Annotated in this window: 16 protein-coding genes and 1 pseudogene; 3 read left to right on the top strand and 14 right to left on the bottom strand. The window is 64.0% G+C overall.

Annotated elements, in window-relative coordinates:
• Position 1 precedes the first annotated feature (1 nt).
• From AWB95_RS24225 to AWB95_RS23385, 3 genes and pseudogenes are all read left to right on the top strand, one after another.
• Positions 2-313: pseudogene (locus AWB95_RS24225) on the top strand (WXG100-like domain-containing protein); the annotation flags it as partial.
• Positions 314-1,375: 1,062 nt separating this feature from the next.
• Positions 1,376-2,272, top strand: coding sequence for a hypothetical protein (locus tag AWB95_RS21535; protein WP_084707040.1), 897 nt, complete (start codon positions 1,376-1,378; stop codon positions 2,270-2,272).
• Positions 2,273-2,711: 439 nt separating this feature from the next.
• A complete protein-coding gene (locus AWB95_RS23385) occupies positions 2,712-3,065 on the top strand; it encodes an MmpS family transport accessory protein (RefSeq protein WP_169714725.1) in 354 nt (117 codons plus the stop codon).
• 25 nt (positions 3,066-3,090) lie between these two features.
• Here AWB95_RS23385 and AWB95_RS21525 read toward each other — a convergent pair whose 3' ends face one another.
• From AWB95_RS21525 to eccB, 14 genes are all read right to left on the bottom strand, one after another.
• The gene (locus AWB95_RS21525) at positions 3,091-3,591 is read right to left on the bottom strand and encodes a hypothetical protein (RefSeq protein ID WP_062539437.1); all 501 of its coding nucleotides are present in this window, start codon (positions 3,589-3,591) and stop codon (positions 3,091-3,093) included.
• A gap of 54 nt (positions 3,592-3,645) precedes the next feature.
• Positions 3,646-3,963, bottom strand: coding sequence for a type VII secretion target (locus AWB95_RS21520; protein ID WP_062539438.1), 318 nt, complete (start codon positions 3,961-3,963; stop codon positions 3,646-3,648).
• 15 nt (positions 3,964-3,978) lie between these two features.
• Positions 3,979-5,139 (bottom strand): EspA/EspE family type VII secretion system effector, encoded by a 1,161-nt coding sequence (locus AWB95_RS21515; RefSeq protein ID WP_062539439.1) that lies wholly within the window; start codon positions 5,137-5,139, stop codon positions 3,979-3,981.
• 167 nt (positions 5,140-5,306) lie between these two features.
• Entirely contained in the window at positions 5,307-5,966 is a 660-nt protein-coding gene (locus AWB95_RS21510; protein ID WP_062539440.1) for a hypothetical protein, read from the bottom strand.
• Positions 5,963-6,145 carry a hypothetical protein gene (locus AWB95_RS21505; RefSeq protein WP_062539441.1) on the bottom strand — a complete coding sequence of 61 codons (183 nt, stop codon included), beginning with the start codon at positions 6,143-6,145 and terminating at the stop codon, positions 5,963-5,965. The genes AWB95_RS21510 and AWB95_RS21505 overlap by 4 nt, the downstream gene beginning before the upstream one ends.
• A 75-nt stretch (positions 6,146-6,220) precedes the next feature.
• Positions 6,221-7,753 (bottom strand): type VII secretion integral membrane protein EccD, encoded by a 1,533-nt coding sequence (gene eccD, locus AWB95_RS21500; RefSeq protein WP_084707037.1) that lies wholly within the window; start codon positions 7,751-7,753, stop codon positions 6,221-6,223.
• Positions 7,750-9,135, bottom strand: coding sequence for a MinD/ParA family ATP-binding protein (locus tag AWB95_RS21495; protein WP_062539442.1), 1,386 nt, complete (start codon positions 9,133-9,135; stop codon positions 7,750-7,752). The genes eccD and AWB95_RS21495 overlap by 4 nt, the downstream gene beginning before the upstream one ends.
• A 92-nt stretch (positions 9,136-9,227) precedes the next feature.
• Positions 9,228-9,515 (bottom strand): WXG100 family type VII secretion target, encoded by a 288-nt coding sequence (locus AWB95_RS21490; protein WP_062539443.1) that lies wholly within the window; start codon positions 9,513-9,515, stop codon positions 9,228-9,230.
• Positions 9,516-9,548: 33 nt separating this feature from the next.
• Positions 9,549-9,854 (bottom strand): WXG100 family type VII secretion target, encoded by a 306-nt coding sequence (locus AWB95_RS21485; RefSeq protein WP_062539444.1) that lies wholly within the window; start codon positions 9,852-9,854, stop codon positions 9,549-9,551.
• Between the two features lie 87 nt (positions 9,855-9,941).
• Positions 9,942-11,285, bottom strand: a complete 1,344-nt coding sequence (locus AWB95_RS21480) for a PPE family protein (protein ID WP_062539445.1) — start codon at positions 11,283-11,285, stop codon at positions 9,942-9,944.
• Positions 11,286-11,331: 46 nt separating this feature from the next.
• Positions 11,332-11,628, bottom strand: coding sequence for a PE family protein (locus AWB95_RS21475; RefSeq protein ID WP_062539446.1), 297 nt, complete (start codon positions 11,626-11,628; stop codon positions 11,332-11,334).
• Positions 11,629-11,723: 95 nt separating this feature from the next.
• Entirely contained in the window at positions 11,724-13,499 is a 1,776-nt protein-coding gene (eccCb, locus tag AWB95_RS21470) for a type VII secretion protein EccCb (RefSeq protein WP_062539447.1), read from the bottom strand.
• Positions 13,500-13,548: 49 nt separating this feature from the next.
• Complete coding sequence (gene eccCa, locus AWB95_RS21465; RefSeq protein WP_062539448.1) at positions 13,549-15,783, bottom strand: type VII secretion protein EccCa; 2,235 nt, start codon at positions 15,781-15,783, stop codon at positions 13,549-13,551.
• The gene (gene eccB / locus AWB95_RS21460; protein ID WP_062539449.1) at positions 15,783-17,222 is read right to left on the bottom strand and encodes a type VII secretion protein EccB; all 1,440 of its coding nucleotides are present in this window, start codon (positions 17,220-17,222) and stop codon (positions 15,783-15,785) included. The genes eccCa and eccB overlap by 1 nt, the downstream gene beginning before the upstream one ends.
• Positions 17,223-17,224: the final 2 nt, after the last annotated feature.

The raw sequence follows: 17,224 nt of genomic DNA, 5'->3' as shown, positions 1-17,224 counted from the left end.
GATGACGACGATTCCGCAGCCTACGGGTGACTATGCAACGGAAATGGTATCCGGCTTATGGCCGGAAATTAATGAGGATGAGCTACAAGCTCGCGGTGAGGTGTTCACACAGGCTAGCTCCGAGTTAGGTCAAGTCATCCAAAATTGGGCTCGCGAGCATCATATGATTTTCCACGACAACATTTGGTCGGGCAGCGCTGCTACTGCAGCGGAAAAGGTGCTGGAGCAGCGGCTTAACGAGATGCAAGAAATGCGTGACAAGCTCGACTCGGTTGCGAAGTGGTATCAATCTGCCGCCAAGGCCGTACACGATACTAAGAGCAAGATGAGCGATGTCGTACAAAAGCATCAAAATACAATCAGGGGTTTCAGCGATAATGCTGCGGACTTAGACACGAAAATTCAGAACGAGATAACCGCTGCGTGGAACGAGAATTCTGAAATAGCCTCCGACGAAGGCTCCCAATTAGGACTCAAGCTGCAGATGCCGGCCCCACCTAAGCCGTCTGCGGGTAAACCAGGCGGTGGTACACCACCCGCCGATACTCAGGGGCAGCCACCGGTCCAGACATTCGCCACCAATAACGGCCCCGCAGGCGCTACACAACCCGGCGACCCATCACAACAACCGCCAGCGCAGACATTCGCCACCAATAACGGCCCCGCAGGCGGCAACGGCCCTGCTCCTGCTCCATCGCCGGGGCGGTCTACCGTGCCGCCCGTAGCCTCGGCACCCAGCTTTTCCCCGTCAGCTGCAAGTCCGGGAAGTACTCCGGCGTCAGCATCCGGTGCGCCATCCATGGGTATGACTAGCACTGCTAGTGGAGCACCGACTGCACCGACCGGGGCGCAGTCGGGTGCACCGCAGAATTTGCTGGGCGACGACCGGCGGGCAGCGGATTCAGGTTCCCCACAGAACCAAGATGCGGCAGCTAAGGCGAGTGCAGGCGGCCCGGCGAACACAGGGTTGCCGCCAGCGTTGGCCACACCGGCTGTGCTGCCCGCCGCTGCGGGCGCTGGTGCCGACGCCGCGACGGCTGCGGCGGCGGCCGCCAGTGGGGCTCCACCAGCCCCGTCAGCTCCGGTGGAGCACACGGGGGCGGTCTCGGGGACACGCGCTGTTGGCGGCGGGGGCCACGGCGGCGGAGACGGCGGTGGTGGCGGAAGCGGCGGTCTCGGCGGACTTGCTGGCGGCCTGGGTGGCCTTGCCGGGGGCTTGGCTAGCGGAGGCGGTTCTTCGTCGGGGACAGCGCCGTTGGGTCCGCCCCCCACACCACATCAGGCTGCGCCGGTAGGGTCCGGTGGCGGCCATCGCGGCGGACCGATCGGCCCAGGAACTCCAGGCACCCCGGTGCAGGGACCTGGCGGTCCCGGGGTGCATCCGGCGTCGACCAGCAATACTGGCGGTGACGCGGCAGCCCCGGCACCGGTGCCGGTGTCTGCGACGCGGCTTGAACGTGATGCGATCTTGGCGGCCACCACTGCCGACGCAGTCCGCCGTAAACACGGCGGCCACGACCCGATGGCATTGGCACATCGGATCGCCGCGGCACTCAACGCCCCCGACATGACGACTCAGATCCTTACGGCTAGCACGTTCTTCTGGATGACGGCGCTGACCGCTGATGGAGAAATCGTCGTGGCCAACAACTACGGGCTGGGCTTCATCCCGGATCGAGTTAACCTGCCTGAACCGGTATACATGGCAACCGCGGATCAGACGATCCCAGCCGCGGAACGCGCCCGCTGGGCCACATACCCGGTAGCTGCGTTGTTGGGTTGGGCCGCCCACCACGGGACCGTATTGCGCGCGGTGTTTGCCACTGCCGACCAGTTCAGTGGAATCGATCCCGGGGCTCCCAAGAAAGTAATCGAACCGGCCGACATTCCGGCTAGCGGAAAGATGCAAGGACGTTCCAGGCTCCAAGTCGTAGCACCATCATTAGCTTCGCAGCTAGCCACAGTCGGCGATCTGAACCTGGTCGATATGGTTCCCCCGGCGCCCGTCAATGCCGACCCGCCAGACGACCAGTCCGCCAAGTTGTGGTTTGAGGCATTCAAGCCGCTGACGTGGAGTTCCACAGATCGCGAGCAGTTGCACATGGCCCGGTTCGTGGAATACGTCGCGCACGTTAGAGATTTGACGCTTTATCAGGCCCATCACGCCGTCCATGCAGAAGCTCAACGCACGGCGGTCGCCGACTGGCTTTACTGGAACCACATTGCCGGGCTCGTCATTGATGCCCTCGCCGAATCGGCGCCGGTGTCGTAGCACAGAACGTCACAACTACAGCCGCCGGCGAGAAGCCGCATCACGAGACGAATGGATAGCGGAATTTCGCGAGTGCTTGACGTGGTGCTCTCACCCCCGTACCGGCGCCCAATGACACCATCGTCTCATCCCCGGTGACGTGGAACATCACGCGCCCCTGCGCGGGCTTAGCCTAAGCTGCTCGACGAATACATTCATGGCGATTGATGGCCACGGTAGCGCGAGGAGAATGACGGTGGCGCACGACAACGACGGCGGCTACTCCCCGGCGTCACCGGGCCAGAGCGGGCCGCAGGCGGCTTATCCGCCGTACCCGCCGCAGTACGGGCCAGGCCAGTTCGCCCCCCCACCGGGGCATGTGCCGGTCCCTCCGTATCCCGCACCGCCACCGCGGCCCCGCAGACGTCGGTGGCCCTGGGTCGCCGGTGCCATGCTCGCTGTGGCGGTAGTCCTGCTCGCGCTCGGCGGTTATGCCGTCACACGCGGTGGACCCAACAGTGAGCCGCAAACAATAAGCGTGACCTACGAAGTCACCGGCAGCCCGGGTTCGGTGCAAATCCGATATCACGACTCGGAAGGTCACTTATCCCGCCCACAAACCGTGAGCCCGCCGTGGCAGGCGCAGGTGCTAGTCCGCGAGGGAAGCAAACAACTCGTCTCCGTGTCAGGTGAGCGGGCGGACTCGTCCGACGAACCGTTGACGTGCCGCATTACCGCAGACGGCAAGTCGATCGACCGGAAGCAATCGGCTGGCGGATTCGTGTTCTGTGGCGGCTATGTCGGAGCCGATTAGCTAACGTCCAACCTGCGGTGTCTCGCTACCAATCCGGATCGCGGCCGTACCGGTGTGCGAATTCTTGTGCAGCGGCTTCGTCCGCCTGTTCCGGGGTGGGCATACCCAGGCCACGGGTCAGACTCGCGCTCATTACCGATGCGTCATAGCCACTTCCCCGCAGCCCTTCCACTAGGAAGGTGTGCGTGACCGACAGCGCTTTGAGCCGGGCCAGGTCCGCGATCGCCCGGATCTCTTGGGCGAGTTCGCGTTCCGTCATGTTCGCCACCTTCGGCGCGAGCTCGATATGGCGCACACATCCATTAATTGCAGTCGTCACCGCCACCGATCCAGATGGGTTGGTCACGGTGAAGAGCGGCGAAGTCTCCTCCTCCAACTCTTGCGCGGCGAGGCTTTCCGTGTATGAATCGGCTTGGGGCTGCTGCTCGTCAACGGCAAAAAAGTCCAGTGCTCCAAGATCGCCATGGCCAACGGCGTCATCATCGCTATCTTCGGCGTCGTCCCAGGGATCCCATGTTTGATTCACAATGACCCTTTTTAGCTAGTGAGGCGCTAATGGCACGGCAAGATACTTGTCAACTCAGCCGCCAGGACGCATCTGGCCGTGTAGTTTGTCCTTCTCGGCGGCGTCGATCTCGTCGTATTTGCCAGCGGCATGTTTAAGTTTCGCGGCGAGGTCCGTGGACGCCTCCTGTGTCCGACGGGCCGCAATAAACCGCTCAGACTGCGCCTCTTTGAGTGCATTGGCGGTCACCGCACAGATCGACCCGTGCGTAGCACTCACCTTCTCGTCGACCTTATCCACGGCTAGGGTTGCATCGCCGATTTCACGGGCCGCGTATTCCTGCAAGTCGGCCAACGAACGGATGTATTCCGCGATGATATGCAGATCGGTCATTGCCCTATTCTCCGGTCATCCATCAGTACTTGGCGACGAACTTGGACTCTCCGATGCTTCGTCGACAGGCCGCAGGGGCGCCCGCTCGCCACTTGTGCCGGAGGAAGCACCGTCGATGTCGTTCGAAACCGGTGGTAGTAGCGACTCGCCCGCGGTTGGGCTATGGGCCCGGTTCGGGGGCGCCGGGCGCTGTCCGGGCGTCTGGGAAAATTGACTCGCCGACACGCCGCTCCCGCCGCCGCCACCGCTGAAGTTCGCTGCATGGGCTGGTGCGCTAGCTCGGAGAGTCGATGCGGACGCGCTTGCTCCATGGGGGCCGGACCCCGGCGCCGTGCCACGGGATGACGGAACAGCTGGTGCGGGCACAGGATCACTGCCAGGCGGTGCGGGATTCTTCGGATCGCCGGGCTGGCCGGACCCTGGGTCCGGCTTCGAGGACAACCCCCCTGGCGGGTCGAAGTCATTGCTTGAATCCGAGACTACGACGCCAGAGGCCACTTGCTGATACATCGTATTCGTTACTTGGCGTAGCGCGGCGGCGTTGGCGTTAGCCTCGTTGTGCATCTGCCAAATCTTGGGCACGCACTGGTCCATCGCCATCCCGACATAGAACCCCTCGATCGTGGCCTGCAGGGCTTTTCCTTCTGGGCCGAGACTTCCAAGCCACTGGGTATGCGAGGCGACGTCGGCCAACAATTGGTGGTTGTAATGCAAAATTTTTCGAACGCCATTCAATTGGTCGGCCTCACGGCTCACGATCGTCGCGACCTGGCTATCGCCGTCCGCAAGTGTCGTCACCCAATTTACTTGCTCGCCGGTCCGCTCGTTGTAGGCCTTCGACGCCGTGCCGCCTTCCCAACCCTGCCCAGCATGCGCCTTCGCCAGCGTATCGTGGCTCGCCTTGAACTTACGAGAAGAATTTCCGAACGACTCCGCCCGCTCGGGATCACCCTCGCCGGTCGCCTTAAGCATCTTCTCGATAACCTTCTGACCGTTTCTGAGTATGGGCGTCGGCGCGACGGCCAGCCTGCCCGCATACTTCGAAACCGACTTAGCCGCGTCGGCGATCTTGTCCAGGCCAACCTTCTCGGCGACTTTCCCAACCCACTCGGCACCCTTTTCGACCTTCTCCGCCGTCTCGCTGACAACGTCACCGATGGCATCGAAAAACCCCATGTGCTTGTGCCTTTCGTCGCAGGTTGACGGTACCAGCACGACCTACGGGTCACGTGCGCCAATGATGCCGACCGCTGAGTTAGCCTCCAGCTGAAAAGGTGTCGCGTCGATCAGCTATTGATGGTGTCGACCAGTGCGGAAGCCTCAATGCCGCGCTGTTGCGGTACCTACAGATCGATCTCGCCTGGAGAGGGTACGTGCTGGGTGGGTGCCGGCTCAACTGGTGGTGAGAACGGCGGGCTCGGCAGGTCTGGGTTTTCCTCCAGCCGGTGGTAACCCGGCCCGGCGCCTTGGTGAACCGGTGCCGGCGCGGACTGTGGCTTCGCCTCGGGTGCCGCGCCCGGCTGCTGACCGGATTCGTCCGCGGGCTTGTCGTTCTGCTTCTCGTCCTTCGGCTTGTCGTCCTGCAGTTGATCAGCGAGCGGATCCTTGTTCTGCCCTTGCCCTTTGCCGAATTGGCCTGACATCTGGCTGAACTGCTGCACCCCCTGCATCACGGCCTGCGGCAGAGCTCCGGCCATTCCCGCCATCTGCATCGGTATCTGGCCGAGCTGAGAGGCCATTTGCATCGGCATCTGCATCAGCTGACCCATTTGCCCCATCATCTCGCCCATAGGGTTACCCGACTGGCCCGCGCCCCCCGATGTTGCGCTTCCAGGAGTACCGCTACCGGGCGCGCCGCCGGGCTGGCCTTGACCGTTCCGGTCGAACTGCTGCTGATTGAATTTGTCTCCCAGCCGTTGATCGGTTCCCGCGTAGCGGCGTGCGGCTTCAGCGAGATTCGCGACGTCTCGCTTGGCGCCCGCCTTGAGTTCGTCCAAGGTCATGGACCGACCACCGGCTCTTCGAGTTTGGGTACCTGAGCGGCGATCGCCGACGACAGCGGATCGCTCCCGGAAACACTGAAGCCCGGTGGAATCGTCGGGATCTCGTCGGCATGCATGCCTAACTTCGCCGCGGCCTGCGCCAAACGCTCTGTATCCACTTTCAGCGTCTCATGCGTCATCGCTAACCTCCCCGCCGCTGTGATTTTCTGTTGAGCAAATCCTAACCGGTCATACCAAGGTCGAAATGCAGCGATTTAGAGCCTGATATTCCGGATCAGGTCGTAGACACTAGCGATCCACAGCAGCAACGGAATAATAGCGGCGATCGCCGTGCCGTCGATCAATTCCAGAATTCGCTTCGTCACCGGCGAAACACGACCGATGCCGGCTGTCGCCCCGACTGCAATGACCGCGACGATTCCCGCGACAATGTAGATGCTCAGCATCACCCACGCGCTGTCGGGGTACCACAAACTCACCTTGGCCATCACACCGGTGGGTATCACCACCGCCGCGGCCAAAAGCGCCCACGCACACCATCTTTCGGCGTACAGCCGCGACCGGAACCCGCAGACCGATGTCACCAGCAGCGCCACCAAAACGCTGTGGACGAAGAAGTGCCCCCGCACCACCACCGCAATGGCGCCGACCGCCAAAACCAGTGTTCCCGCGGCAACGAACCCGATCAGCAGCTGCCGGGCCAGGCGGCTGCGCTCGGTCAACCGCGCGGCCGAGTCGGGAACCGACGCTATGATCGCTTGCCAAGTCGACGATTCTTCTTCGGTGGCATCGAGCGTCTCGACCGGATCGAGCAACTCTTCGTTGCCTACCGTCTCACCGGGTGCCGGGATCGGTGGCAACGCGATACGCGCAACGGCGACAGTCAGTTTGGCTGCATTGGTAACGACGAACAAGCCGAAAAGTATCGCCACTGGCGGCACCCAGCGCTGCGCGCCGTACCCGTAGGCGATTGCCGCCCCCACTACCGCAATCGCGGTAACCGTCACGAACGACGCCAGCTCCGCGCGCCGCCGCGGCCCACCGCGGGTCGCCAGTGTCAGCAGCAGCACCGCCGCTGCGCCGCCCGCAAGTTGCGGCGCGCCAAACGAACTGAAGCCGCGCGGTAGCGGGACCGCCAACGCCACCGCGCCGGCGATCACCGGGAATGCCGCAACCAGCAGGCTTTCCGCCATGTTCAGGTTTCCATATCGGCTTCGGGCGATGGCGCTGCCCGCCAGCAGACCGATACCCAGAACACCGAGCGCAGGAGCCCACCAAATCGCGTGTCCGGTTTTTGTCCAGCACAGCAGCGAGACGACTGTGATCGCCAACATCACAACCGGAAGGGCAACAACGACAAAGCGATTCAGCGCCACACGATCAAACTCAGGCGATTCGTCGAGCACTGCGATCGCATCAATGACGTCCTCGACCAGTGGCCGATACCGTTCGGTGCGCGCGACCGACACCAACGTGAGCAACGAGCCGTCGACCACACCTGCTTCGTCAAGTGATTGGTCGAGTTTCAACGGCGGAGCACCCGGGCGGGCGAAGGCCCACACGCCGGTCGCGGAGAAATCAAAACCGGCCAACACATCAGCCGGTGTGTCTTCGAGCAAATCGGCCAGCACAGAGACGGTTTCGTCGATGTAGGCCTCGATCGGCGTTGACGACGGCAACACCAGGTCCGTCATCCGCTTCCCGGTCAGAATCGTCACCCGGGTAGTCGCCGGCCTGCTCGGAGGTGTGGTGCCCGGCGTTGCCGGGGCAGCGGCGGGCGCGCTCACCGCCGTTCGAGCCGGTCGAAGTCGTCGGACAGGGCTGCCGCCAGCTCGAGGACCCTGCGCTGGAACGTGGAGCCCAACAGGTCAAGTTGGATTTCCGTCCCCGACGCAATGTGCTTGTCGTATGGCAGCACAAGGACCCGGCCGGGCTGCAGGTGCCGCTCGAATTGCTGCACCAGGTCGTCGACGTCCAGGTTCGGCTTGCCCGGTACGACGTGGTTGATCACGACGCATGCCCGAGAAAGCAGATCCTGGTAGCCGTTTTGGCGCAACCAGTCCATCGCGACCGCGGCCTGTCGGGCGCCGTCGATCGATGCGCTCGCCACGATCACGATGCCGGATACCGTCTCCAGCACGGCCTGGGTAGCCGAGTCGAACAGACCCGTTCCGCAATCTGCCAAGACGAGGTTGTAGTACCTCGAGACGATCTCGGTGGCGCCCTTCCAGTCCTCGTCGTTGAACGCCCGGCGCGCCACGCTGTACTCCTCGGAGGACAACACCTCGAGGTTCGAGGTGTTCATGCTGGTGTGCGCGCGAATGTCGTTGTACCGCGACAGCGACTTGTCGGCGAGCAGGTCTGCGATGGTGGCCGCCGACTGACGTCCCGTACGGTCGGCAAGATTTCCCGCGCCTGGGTCTGCGTCGATGGCCAGAATCCGATCGCCACGCACCTTCGCCAGCGCCGAACCCAATGCGACGGTCACGGCCGTCTTTCCGACGCCGCCCTTCAGACCCAATATCGCGATTTGGTACGAGTCACGGGCGTTGCGCCGGACTCGCATCTGCAAGTCCAGTTCGTAGAGTTCGTCGGGCGACAGGCCGAGGTTGACCCGCGTCAAGAGGTAGAGCCAGTGCCGCCAGCCCTGTTGCGACGGCATCTTGACCGCCGACTTGACGCCGACGTGCGACAGCGCGTCGATGGCGCGGTGATTGCCGATCGTGGCAGCCGAGGTCTGGGTCGGCTGGCTGGGCGGCGGTGGGGCAGCTCTCCATCCGGTCTCCGGCTGCGATTCGGCGAAGTGTTGGCTCGGCGCAGGCGCGGGCTGCATCTGCGGCGGCGGGGGCGGCGGTGTACGCGGCTGCTCATACTGTGCGCCGGCGCCTGCGCTCCTGTGCATCCCGGTGGCGCCCCCATTCGGTTGGGGGATCGGCATCTCCGAACGCGGCGGTTGTTGCTGCTGGGCCTGGGTCTGCCAGGCCTGTCCCGATTGTTGTCCTCCCTGCCCTCCGATGGGCATTGGGGGGACGGGCGCATCGGTGGGCGCCTGCGGGCTCGTCGGCATCGGAGCCTGGAACCGTCGGATGGACTCCAGATCCACCTGCGTCGTCGCGTCCCCGGGGGCATCTTCCGGGGCGTTGAAGAGCCGGTCATAGTCGGCCGACATGAGCACCTCTCAAAAGTCAATCGAAGTTGACAGGACGCACGTGGGGGGCGAGATCCCCCAGTGGTCGAACTCGCCCCCCACGCCCTGCCGTTCTAGGCAAACATACCGGTGACACCGGCTTCTGTCTGTCCCATTGTCTGACCCGCTTCGCTGATGGTCTGCGCAAGGTTCTGCAGTGCCGTGTTCAGCTCCATGGCGGTGTTGTCCCAGCGCTGCTGGACAGCCTGGTAGGCCTCCGAACCGGACCCGCCCCACACTGCTGCCAGTGAGGCGAGGGACCCCTTGCCCTCGTCGAGCAGGCCGTGCGTGGTCTGGACGGCGCCCTGGATGTCGCTGGCACCGCCCTCGATGCCGGCGAAATTCCAAACCTGTTCGCTCATGTTATAGCTCCGTTCTTTCGGTCTGTGTGGTGGTCAGAACTGGCCCATTGCCTGAGACAATGCCGAGTGCTGCTCTTCGTCCGTCGAGGTGTAGTGCGCACCTGCGGTGTGGATGTTCGACGAAATGTCGTTCAGTTCCTGGATCTGCTGGTTGGCAGCCTCCTGGAACCGCATCAGCGCTGCCTGGGCGGCGGAACCCGCTTGGCCCTGGAACTGCGGGGCCAAGGAACCCGCGACCGATTCCACGTGCGCGATGACGCCCTTGAGCTCTCCGGAGATCCGCTCGAAGTTGCTGGCCTCCTTGGCGAGGACAGCGGCATCGGTTTGCATCTGTGCCATGCTGGACTACTTTCTCTTTTCCTGTGTCCTCACCACGGAATGGCGAGTCTTTCCGGCCCGGATGGCCGGGAAGTCTTTGGTCTGCGACTACCAGTCGTCGCCTTCTTCTTCGCCCAGGTCCTGGGCGAGTGGTGCGGGCGCTTTCAGGCCCGCCTTCGTGCCGCCCGATTTCGGGGCCTGGCCGCCGAGCCCCATCGGGGGTGCTCCTCCACTGCCCCCGACCGGGGCCGCGCCCGCCGTCACCGAGGCTCCGGCAGCTGCACCCACGGGTTCGACGGCGGCCGGCACCGTGTCGACCTTGTCAATCAGCTTGGCCAGCAGCGGCGTACGCGGCGGCGACCCGCTCATGCCGGGCAGCGACGCGGCCCTCATCAAGCCGGCGCCGGCGCTGGGCCCCGTCCCACCCACCAGCGGGTGGTTCGAGACGGGGGACGTGCCGAGGAAGCCCACCTGCACGGGGTGGTCGCTCGACCCCAGGCCCATTTGGCTGAACATCGACGTCACCTGCTGCAACGGCTGGGTGAGCTGCTGCATGGGGCTGCTCACCATCTGGGTGAGCTGCTGCGGGATCTGCATCGCCTGCGAACCGACCTGAGTGCCAATCTGCATCACCTGCTGCATCACCTGCTGCGGGGCCTGGGTCTGCTGCTGCGTCGACTGGTTCGTTGCGGTCTGCCCGGCGTTCTCACCTATCTTTGCCGCCCCCTGGGCGTCCGTGGCCGCCATGTTGGCCAGGTCGACACCCTTGCCGCTGTTGAGCCCCACCGATTCGATCGTGGCTTGACCAGTGACGTGGGTGAACACCCCGTCGCGAATAACGGCGCCGGCCATACCCGCTGCAGCCTGACCCAACGCCGCCCCCAGCACGCCTTCCCCGACACCCGGAATGACGATCGGCGTCATCGGCATGATCGGCTCGAACATGACGTTGGCCGTGGTCTCCGCCTCATATGCGTACATCACGGAGGCAGCTAGGTCCCACATCCGGGCATAGTCCATTTCGTTGAACCCGATCGGCACGGTGTTGACGCCCAGGAAGTTGGTGGCCTCCAGAACCGCATGCGTGACGTGGTTCTGCACGATCTCCGGTATCTGCGGCGTGGTTGTTGCCGCAGTCACGTACGACGTTGCTTGCGCCGTTGCCTGCGCGGCGCGCTTCTGCGCCTGCATCGCCAGCGTTTCAAGCCACGCCACCATCGGCATGACCGCCGACACTCCGCGTTCGCTGCCCATCCCCGTCCATGCAGCGCTCATCGCGGCCAGGGCCGCGGCGAGTTCGGCTGCCTGAGCCGCCAACGCCGCCGCCCACGCTTCCCACCCGGCGGCGGCCTGCAGCATGGGCGCCTCGCCCGCACCGGCCTGCAGCTTGAAGGTGTTGATCTCCGGCGGATTCGCGACGAACGCGATCCCCACAGGGAGCCCTGGTGGCATGGCTTAACTGCTCTGCTCTGGACGTCGGTTGGTTGGCAGCGGTTCGCTACAACAGGGTGGCAGCCTCGGCGGCGTCGACCGCCGTGTACATGCTGGCGATCTCCACGTACGCCGCGCCGGCCCGAGCCAGCTCCTCCTGCGCGAAGGTGTGCAGCGCCAACGTCTCGACGCCCTCCGACGCGAAAGCCATTGCGGCCTGCGCCGACACCTCGTCGATTCCGGCTGGCACCAAACCCGTCACCGCCGCCGAAGCAGTGGTGCCGGTGGCCAGCCCCTGAGTGGCGTTGGCAATAACCTGCGCACCAATTCCGGCAGCTGCTGGGTCGAATGTCATCGGTTGCATTTAGCTACCTCCCCTTTACTTCTGTCGGAGACGGTGACCTGTGGGGGTCTGGCGGCATTGCCAATGTCTCCGGTTTTAAAGCTGTCGGACTGATCCTAACCGCCCACGGAGGGTGGTGCCGACACTTCTTCTGGAGGATCGACATACGCCGCCTGAATGACCTCTTTGCCGTCCGGTGAGACCAAAAACGCCTGGCCAGGGGGCCTTCTCTTGACCTTGATCTCCTGCGACGGGTACTCCTGCTTATCGCCGGACAGGAACAGAGTCGGCGAACCGGCGCCAAATGCGGCACCGACGAACTTGTCCATCGTGGCGCGATGCGCGTGGCTCATTTGACAGGTCACGATGATGTGCAAACCAATATCGGCCGACGCCGGCAATAGCGGTCCTAGCGGCGCCATCGGTGGGATTGCACCGCCAGCGGCCACAATCATGTGCCAGTCGTCGACCAGCAGGACGATGTCAGGCCCGCTCCACCAGGACCGTGACCGCAGCTGTGCCGTCGTCAGATCGGGCGGTGGCAGGCGCTTCCGCAGAATCTCAGCCAGTGCCTTGACCGACTCGTCCAGCGACGAGCTATTGCGGTTGATTGCCCCCGCCGGGAGCAGATGCGACTCCGGCACGGCATCCAGCAGGCCGGACCGGTAGTCCGCCAGCATGAAGCGCACCTGTTTGGGACTGTTGCGCGAGCAGATGGCCTGCGCGACCGCATGGGCGATGCGGGTCTTGCCTGACTTGGCCGCACCGAAGATCAGCATGTGCGGGGTCATCTGCATGTTGTTGTAGGCCACCGAGAGGTCGGCCTCGCGCACCCCGATGGGGATCATCCACCGGGTGCGGTAGTCGGCGTCGGGGCCGGGTGGGTTCGGATCCAACTCGTGCAGGTAGATGCGCTCCGGGAGCACCCTGACCTGCGGCGCCTGTTCGGTGTGGCGGGTCCCGATCTGCTGCACCGCTGCCGTGATCGCCTCGACGAGGTTGTCAGCGCTGTGCACGCCGTCCAGCCTCGGAACTCCCATCATCAGGTGATGTTTCTCCAGCGAGATCGCGCGGCCGGGACGGTTAGCCGGAATCTCACGGGTCATCCGGTCAATCTGGGTCTCGTTGATATCGCCGAGCCGGAATTCCACCTTGGTGCCCAGGTAGTCACGCACCCGCGCCTTGAGTTCCGTCCAGCGTGGCGTGGAGATGACGGTGTGGACACCGAAGGCCAGACCCTGGCCGGCGAGGTCCTGCACCATCGGTTCGAGATCGGGAAACTCCGCGATGAACGCCGGCCAGCCATCGATGACCAGGAAGACGTCTCCGAAGGGGTCTGCCGCAGCGGGATGGTTGGGGTCGTTCCGCATCTGCCGGTAAGCCGCGATCGAGCCCACCCGATACTGCTTGAAGATTTGTTCCCGAGATCGCAGCACGGCTTTCATCTCGGCGACCATGCGGTTGACCTTGTCGGGTTCGGACCGGGTCGCCACCCCACCGACATGCGGCAGATCCTCGAGATAGATCAGTCCACCACCACCGAGGTCAATGCAATAGAACTGGACGTCTCGCGGCGAATGGGTGACCGCTGCCGACAACACCAGGGTTTGCAGGAAGGTGGACTTGCCGGTTTGCGGTGCGCCACCAACGGCGATGTTACCGCCCGCCGCCGATACGTCGACGCCCCAGACATCCTGGCGGTGCCGGCGCGGCTCATCCATGATTCCCAGCGGGAAGCGCAGCGGCTGTCCGATGTCGCGCTCGACGAGTTCGTTGACCGGGACCGGATCCTTCAACGGCGGCAACCACATTCGGTAGGCGATCGCTTCGCCGGTGCCCAACTGGTCGAGCACGACCTCGCGCAGTACCCGCTGTTCCGGTTCGACTGTCATCAGCGCCGCTCCTCCTCATCGCTTCGCTCTGCATCGTCGCCGGCGCGGGTCATGACATCACCGCCCGGTCAAAGATGGGCGCCGCTGTGAATCGATGGATCTGTATGTCGCGTCTGCGCTGCTGCACGGGTGCTTCACCGTTTGTTTCACCGTCCTTGTGCACGGTGGGAACGTACGGCGTGCCGGTGTAGACGCTCTTGAACTTGACCGGGTCTTCCATGCCCACGCGCAGGAATCCGACACCACTTTCTTTGTTGGTGATGTATTGCGCCTCGGGTGTGCCGATCACCGCCTTGGATTCCGCAGAACTGGTGGTCCGCAAGGCGATTCGGTACGTCAGGTTGGGTTCGAGCTTGTCGATGCGCACACCGCCGGTGTTGAGCGACTGCGTAGCCAGCAGTAGATGGACTCGCAGCGACCGGCCGACGCGGCAAATCCGGTCGAACAATGCGATGAAGTCCGGATGGTTCTGCAGTAGCTCGGCGAACTCGTCGACAACCACGAAAAGGGTTGGCAGCGGTGGAAGGTCGGCGCCACGCTCGCGGTGCTTCTCGTATTCGGCCACGCCAGACAGGGCACCTGCGGCACCGACTTGCATGCCGGCCTGACGCAGAATCGTTTGCCTACGGTCGAGTTCGCCGGTCAGCACCTCGCCCATCCGGCTGACCAGCTCGGCCTCTTCCTCCATGTTGGTGACGACGGCCGCAGTGTGCGGCAATCGTTCCATGCCCAGGAACGTCGAGCCACCCTTGAAGTCGGTGAGCAGCAAATTGATCTGGTTCGGATGGTGGGTGGCGGCCAGCGACAGGATGAGCGTTCGGAGGAATTCTGACTTACCCGACCCCGTCGTGCCGATGAGCATGCCGTGCGGTCCGGCCCCGAATTCCGCGCCCTCCTTGATATCCAGGTACATGACCTCGCCGGTCTTGAGCTCATGCCCGAACGGGATCCGCAGCCGATCCTGGTCGGTGTCGGCGAACATTCGCCACCGGGCTGGCGTCACTTCTTCAATCGTCTGTGCCCCGACCAGCTGATGCCATTCGGTGGACACCTTCTTTTGGACTCGGGTGGTCTTGTCGATGATGGTGCCGGTGATGGACCAGCCCGCAAGTTTGCGAGCAATGCGGGTGGCTTGCTCAGGCGACACCGAGTCGGTTGCCGACGTCACCTGGCGGAACGATTGGTTGGGCAAGCGGTCGTCGGCGGTGCCGTCCTTGTCGACCCTGATGCGGTAGGCCGATCCGCGGTGGTTACCCAGCGTGATGACGGTGACTCCGGCCCGGCCGTCGACCGGGAAACCGGCGGATCCTCCGGTCAAGTCGATCACCACGATGTGCGGCCCGCCGGGACCCGCATCCGGCGTGTGCGGACCACGCGCGGTCAGATCGCTCAGCCCGTCGGGACGGGTGAAGATCATCCGGGTCGACCCGGCGGCATCGGTGTCGGTCTGATGCTGCACATGCGGAAGCCATTTCAGCCACGCCCAGTCCGGGTCTTCCGGGTTTTCGGTGAGCACCCGGATTTGCATTAGGTCCGGCGGATGGAACACGGCCAGATGGCAGATCATCCCGCGCAGCAATCCGGCCGCGCCGTCCGGGTCGCCTCCGATCGCGATGGTCGGAAATGTCCGCAACTGAACGAGTTTCGGGCAGTCGTGGACAAGCCCGTGGGTGCGCAGGAACTTCAGTACCCACATGTGGCTCACAGGCTCCAGGTGCGGTTGCGGCGCGGCGTCGGGACCGGCCAGCTCGCCGCCCAAGGCCGGCTTCAAAAGGCGGTCCACTGCGGGCTCCGAACCTATCCCGATGCGGGCGGCCGCGAAAAAGTCGGCGTTGGCAGGGCGGGACCACTGGCGATGAGTGCCGATCAGCGAAAGCAGGTCGTCCGGATGGGGTGCGTGATAGCCGAAGAATGTCACCTGTGCACTGGCCGACGACGTCACGCGTGTGCGTAGGCCCGCTAGGTAGCGGAGATACTCCCTACGGTCGGCGTTGATTTCGGGCACTTTCTTACCGCCCGGTCCGCCGCCGGCCATGAAGCCCACCGTCGCCATGATCATCATCAGCGGCATCATCAACATGTAGGGCGATAATTGCCGGACGCCGGTGAACACCATGATCGCGATCATCCCGAGCATGCCGCCGGCCATCACGTAGGGCAGCACCTTCTGGACGCCCGACGGAGGAATCTCGACGCCAAGATCCTCCGGCGGGGTGACACTGATCTCGCCTGGCGTCAGCCGTGGTCCGCGCTTGACGGTCGGAGTGAACTTCTTGGTAGTCATCAGCTCTCTCCCGGGACTTTCCGCGGCTTCGGGTCAGGGGGCAGGGTGTCGTGCTCCAGCAGTGCTGCCTGCTTGGACAGCACCGGACCGTCTACCAGCAACCGCACGATCTCCCATGGCGCCTTCTTAGGCGATGTCAGGCCCAGCGTTTTGGCGGTCTCCTGGTCGGGCAGGCCGTAGCGCACCCCCTGGGGATCGATGTAGTACAACGCCTCCCCGTGTTTGGGATCCGGCGATTGCAGTTGTACGTATTTCCCGCCATCGGTGAAAACCGTTGCAGCTCCGTCGATCTGCTTGATGCCAGTGTTCATGGCCGACGGCGGAATCGGCAGGTGCCGACCGCTTAAAACCGCGGTCTTCGGCGACTGGTCGCCAGCTTCACGCTCCCATGACCAGCACAAGGTGGGCGCATCCTGCCGGGCCAGGATCGTCAGCGGCTCGTCTGGCAGCGGCGAGGCGTACACCCGTTCGGGAATCCTGGCGACCAGGCTCGACTCGATCGTCGGAGGCGTGATCAACCCGAACGAATTGGTGGCGCGCAGCGCCGCCGACGTCGTCGCGTTCACCCGGGCTACACCATCGGGCAGAACCACGAACTTCTGCGGGCCCGACTCGCTCTGGGTTTGGAAGACGGACCCGATCAGCAAATTCTCCGGCAGCCCAACGGTATTGGGCGCGCCGGCGCCTGGCACGGGCGGCAGTTGCCAGGGCCCGACATCGGGTATGGCGTTGTACATCCCTTCGGACATGGGAGTCGCCTTGGCGGTGACCGGGATCCCGACGGCCGATGCGACGGCCCGATCGGTCAGGTTGATGACGTGGCGGCCGGTTTTGGTGACCACCCATTCCTTGCCGTGATACGAGGCCAGCAATGCCTGATTGGGTTGCATCGGACCGACGGACCGGTCTGTCGCCAAAGGCATTGCGATCACTGACGTATCGACCGCGGGAGCAACGCTCTCGGGGTTGGCGACGGTGTCACACAGCGCCCAGTCGGACGACGTATCAGCTGAGACCGGCGTGGCGTAGGGAGCACCTGGGATCCCGATGCGCTGGCCTTTTGGCATCTTGTCCAATTCGGCAGACTTCACCGCCGAGGGGTTACTGGCGCTCCCCAATACCAGTCGCGCAGAAGTGAGGTTGTAGACGGGATGCAGCTGGCCGGTTCCCGGTAACACCACATAGAGCTGATTGGTGGTGCGGTCGACGAGCAGCGTGTCGCCGCTGCGACGGCCCAGTGGTTTGAAGTACGCAAGCATGCCGGCGCCGAGCCCGACCAGCACCGCGATGACGATGCCCAACCCCACTGCCCGGCTGTAGAAAGCGAGCGGATCGTCGAACATGCGGGTATCCCGCCGCACGATCGCATGCTCGACGCGGCGCAGCAGAAATCTCCAACCGCTGACCTGAACCTTGGTGGTAAGCCGAAAACCCGCCATCT

It is taken from the genome of Mycobacterium celatum, assembly GCF_002101595.1.
Lineage (GTDB): Bacteria > Actinomycetota > Actinomycetes > Mycobacteriales > Mycobacteriaceae > Mycobacterium > Mycobacterium celatum.
This window is presented reverse-complemented; position numbering and strand designations above follow the sequence as displayed.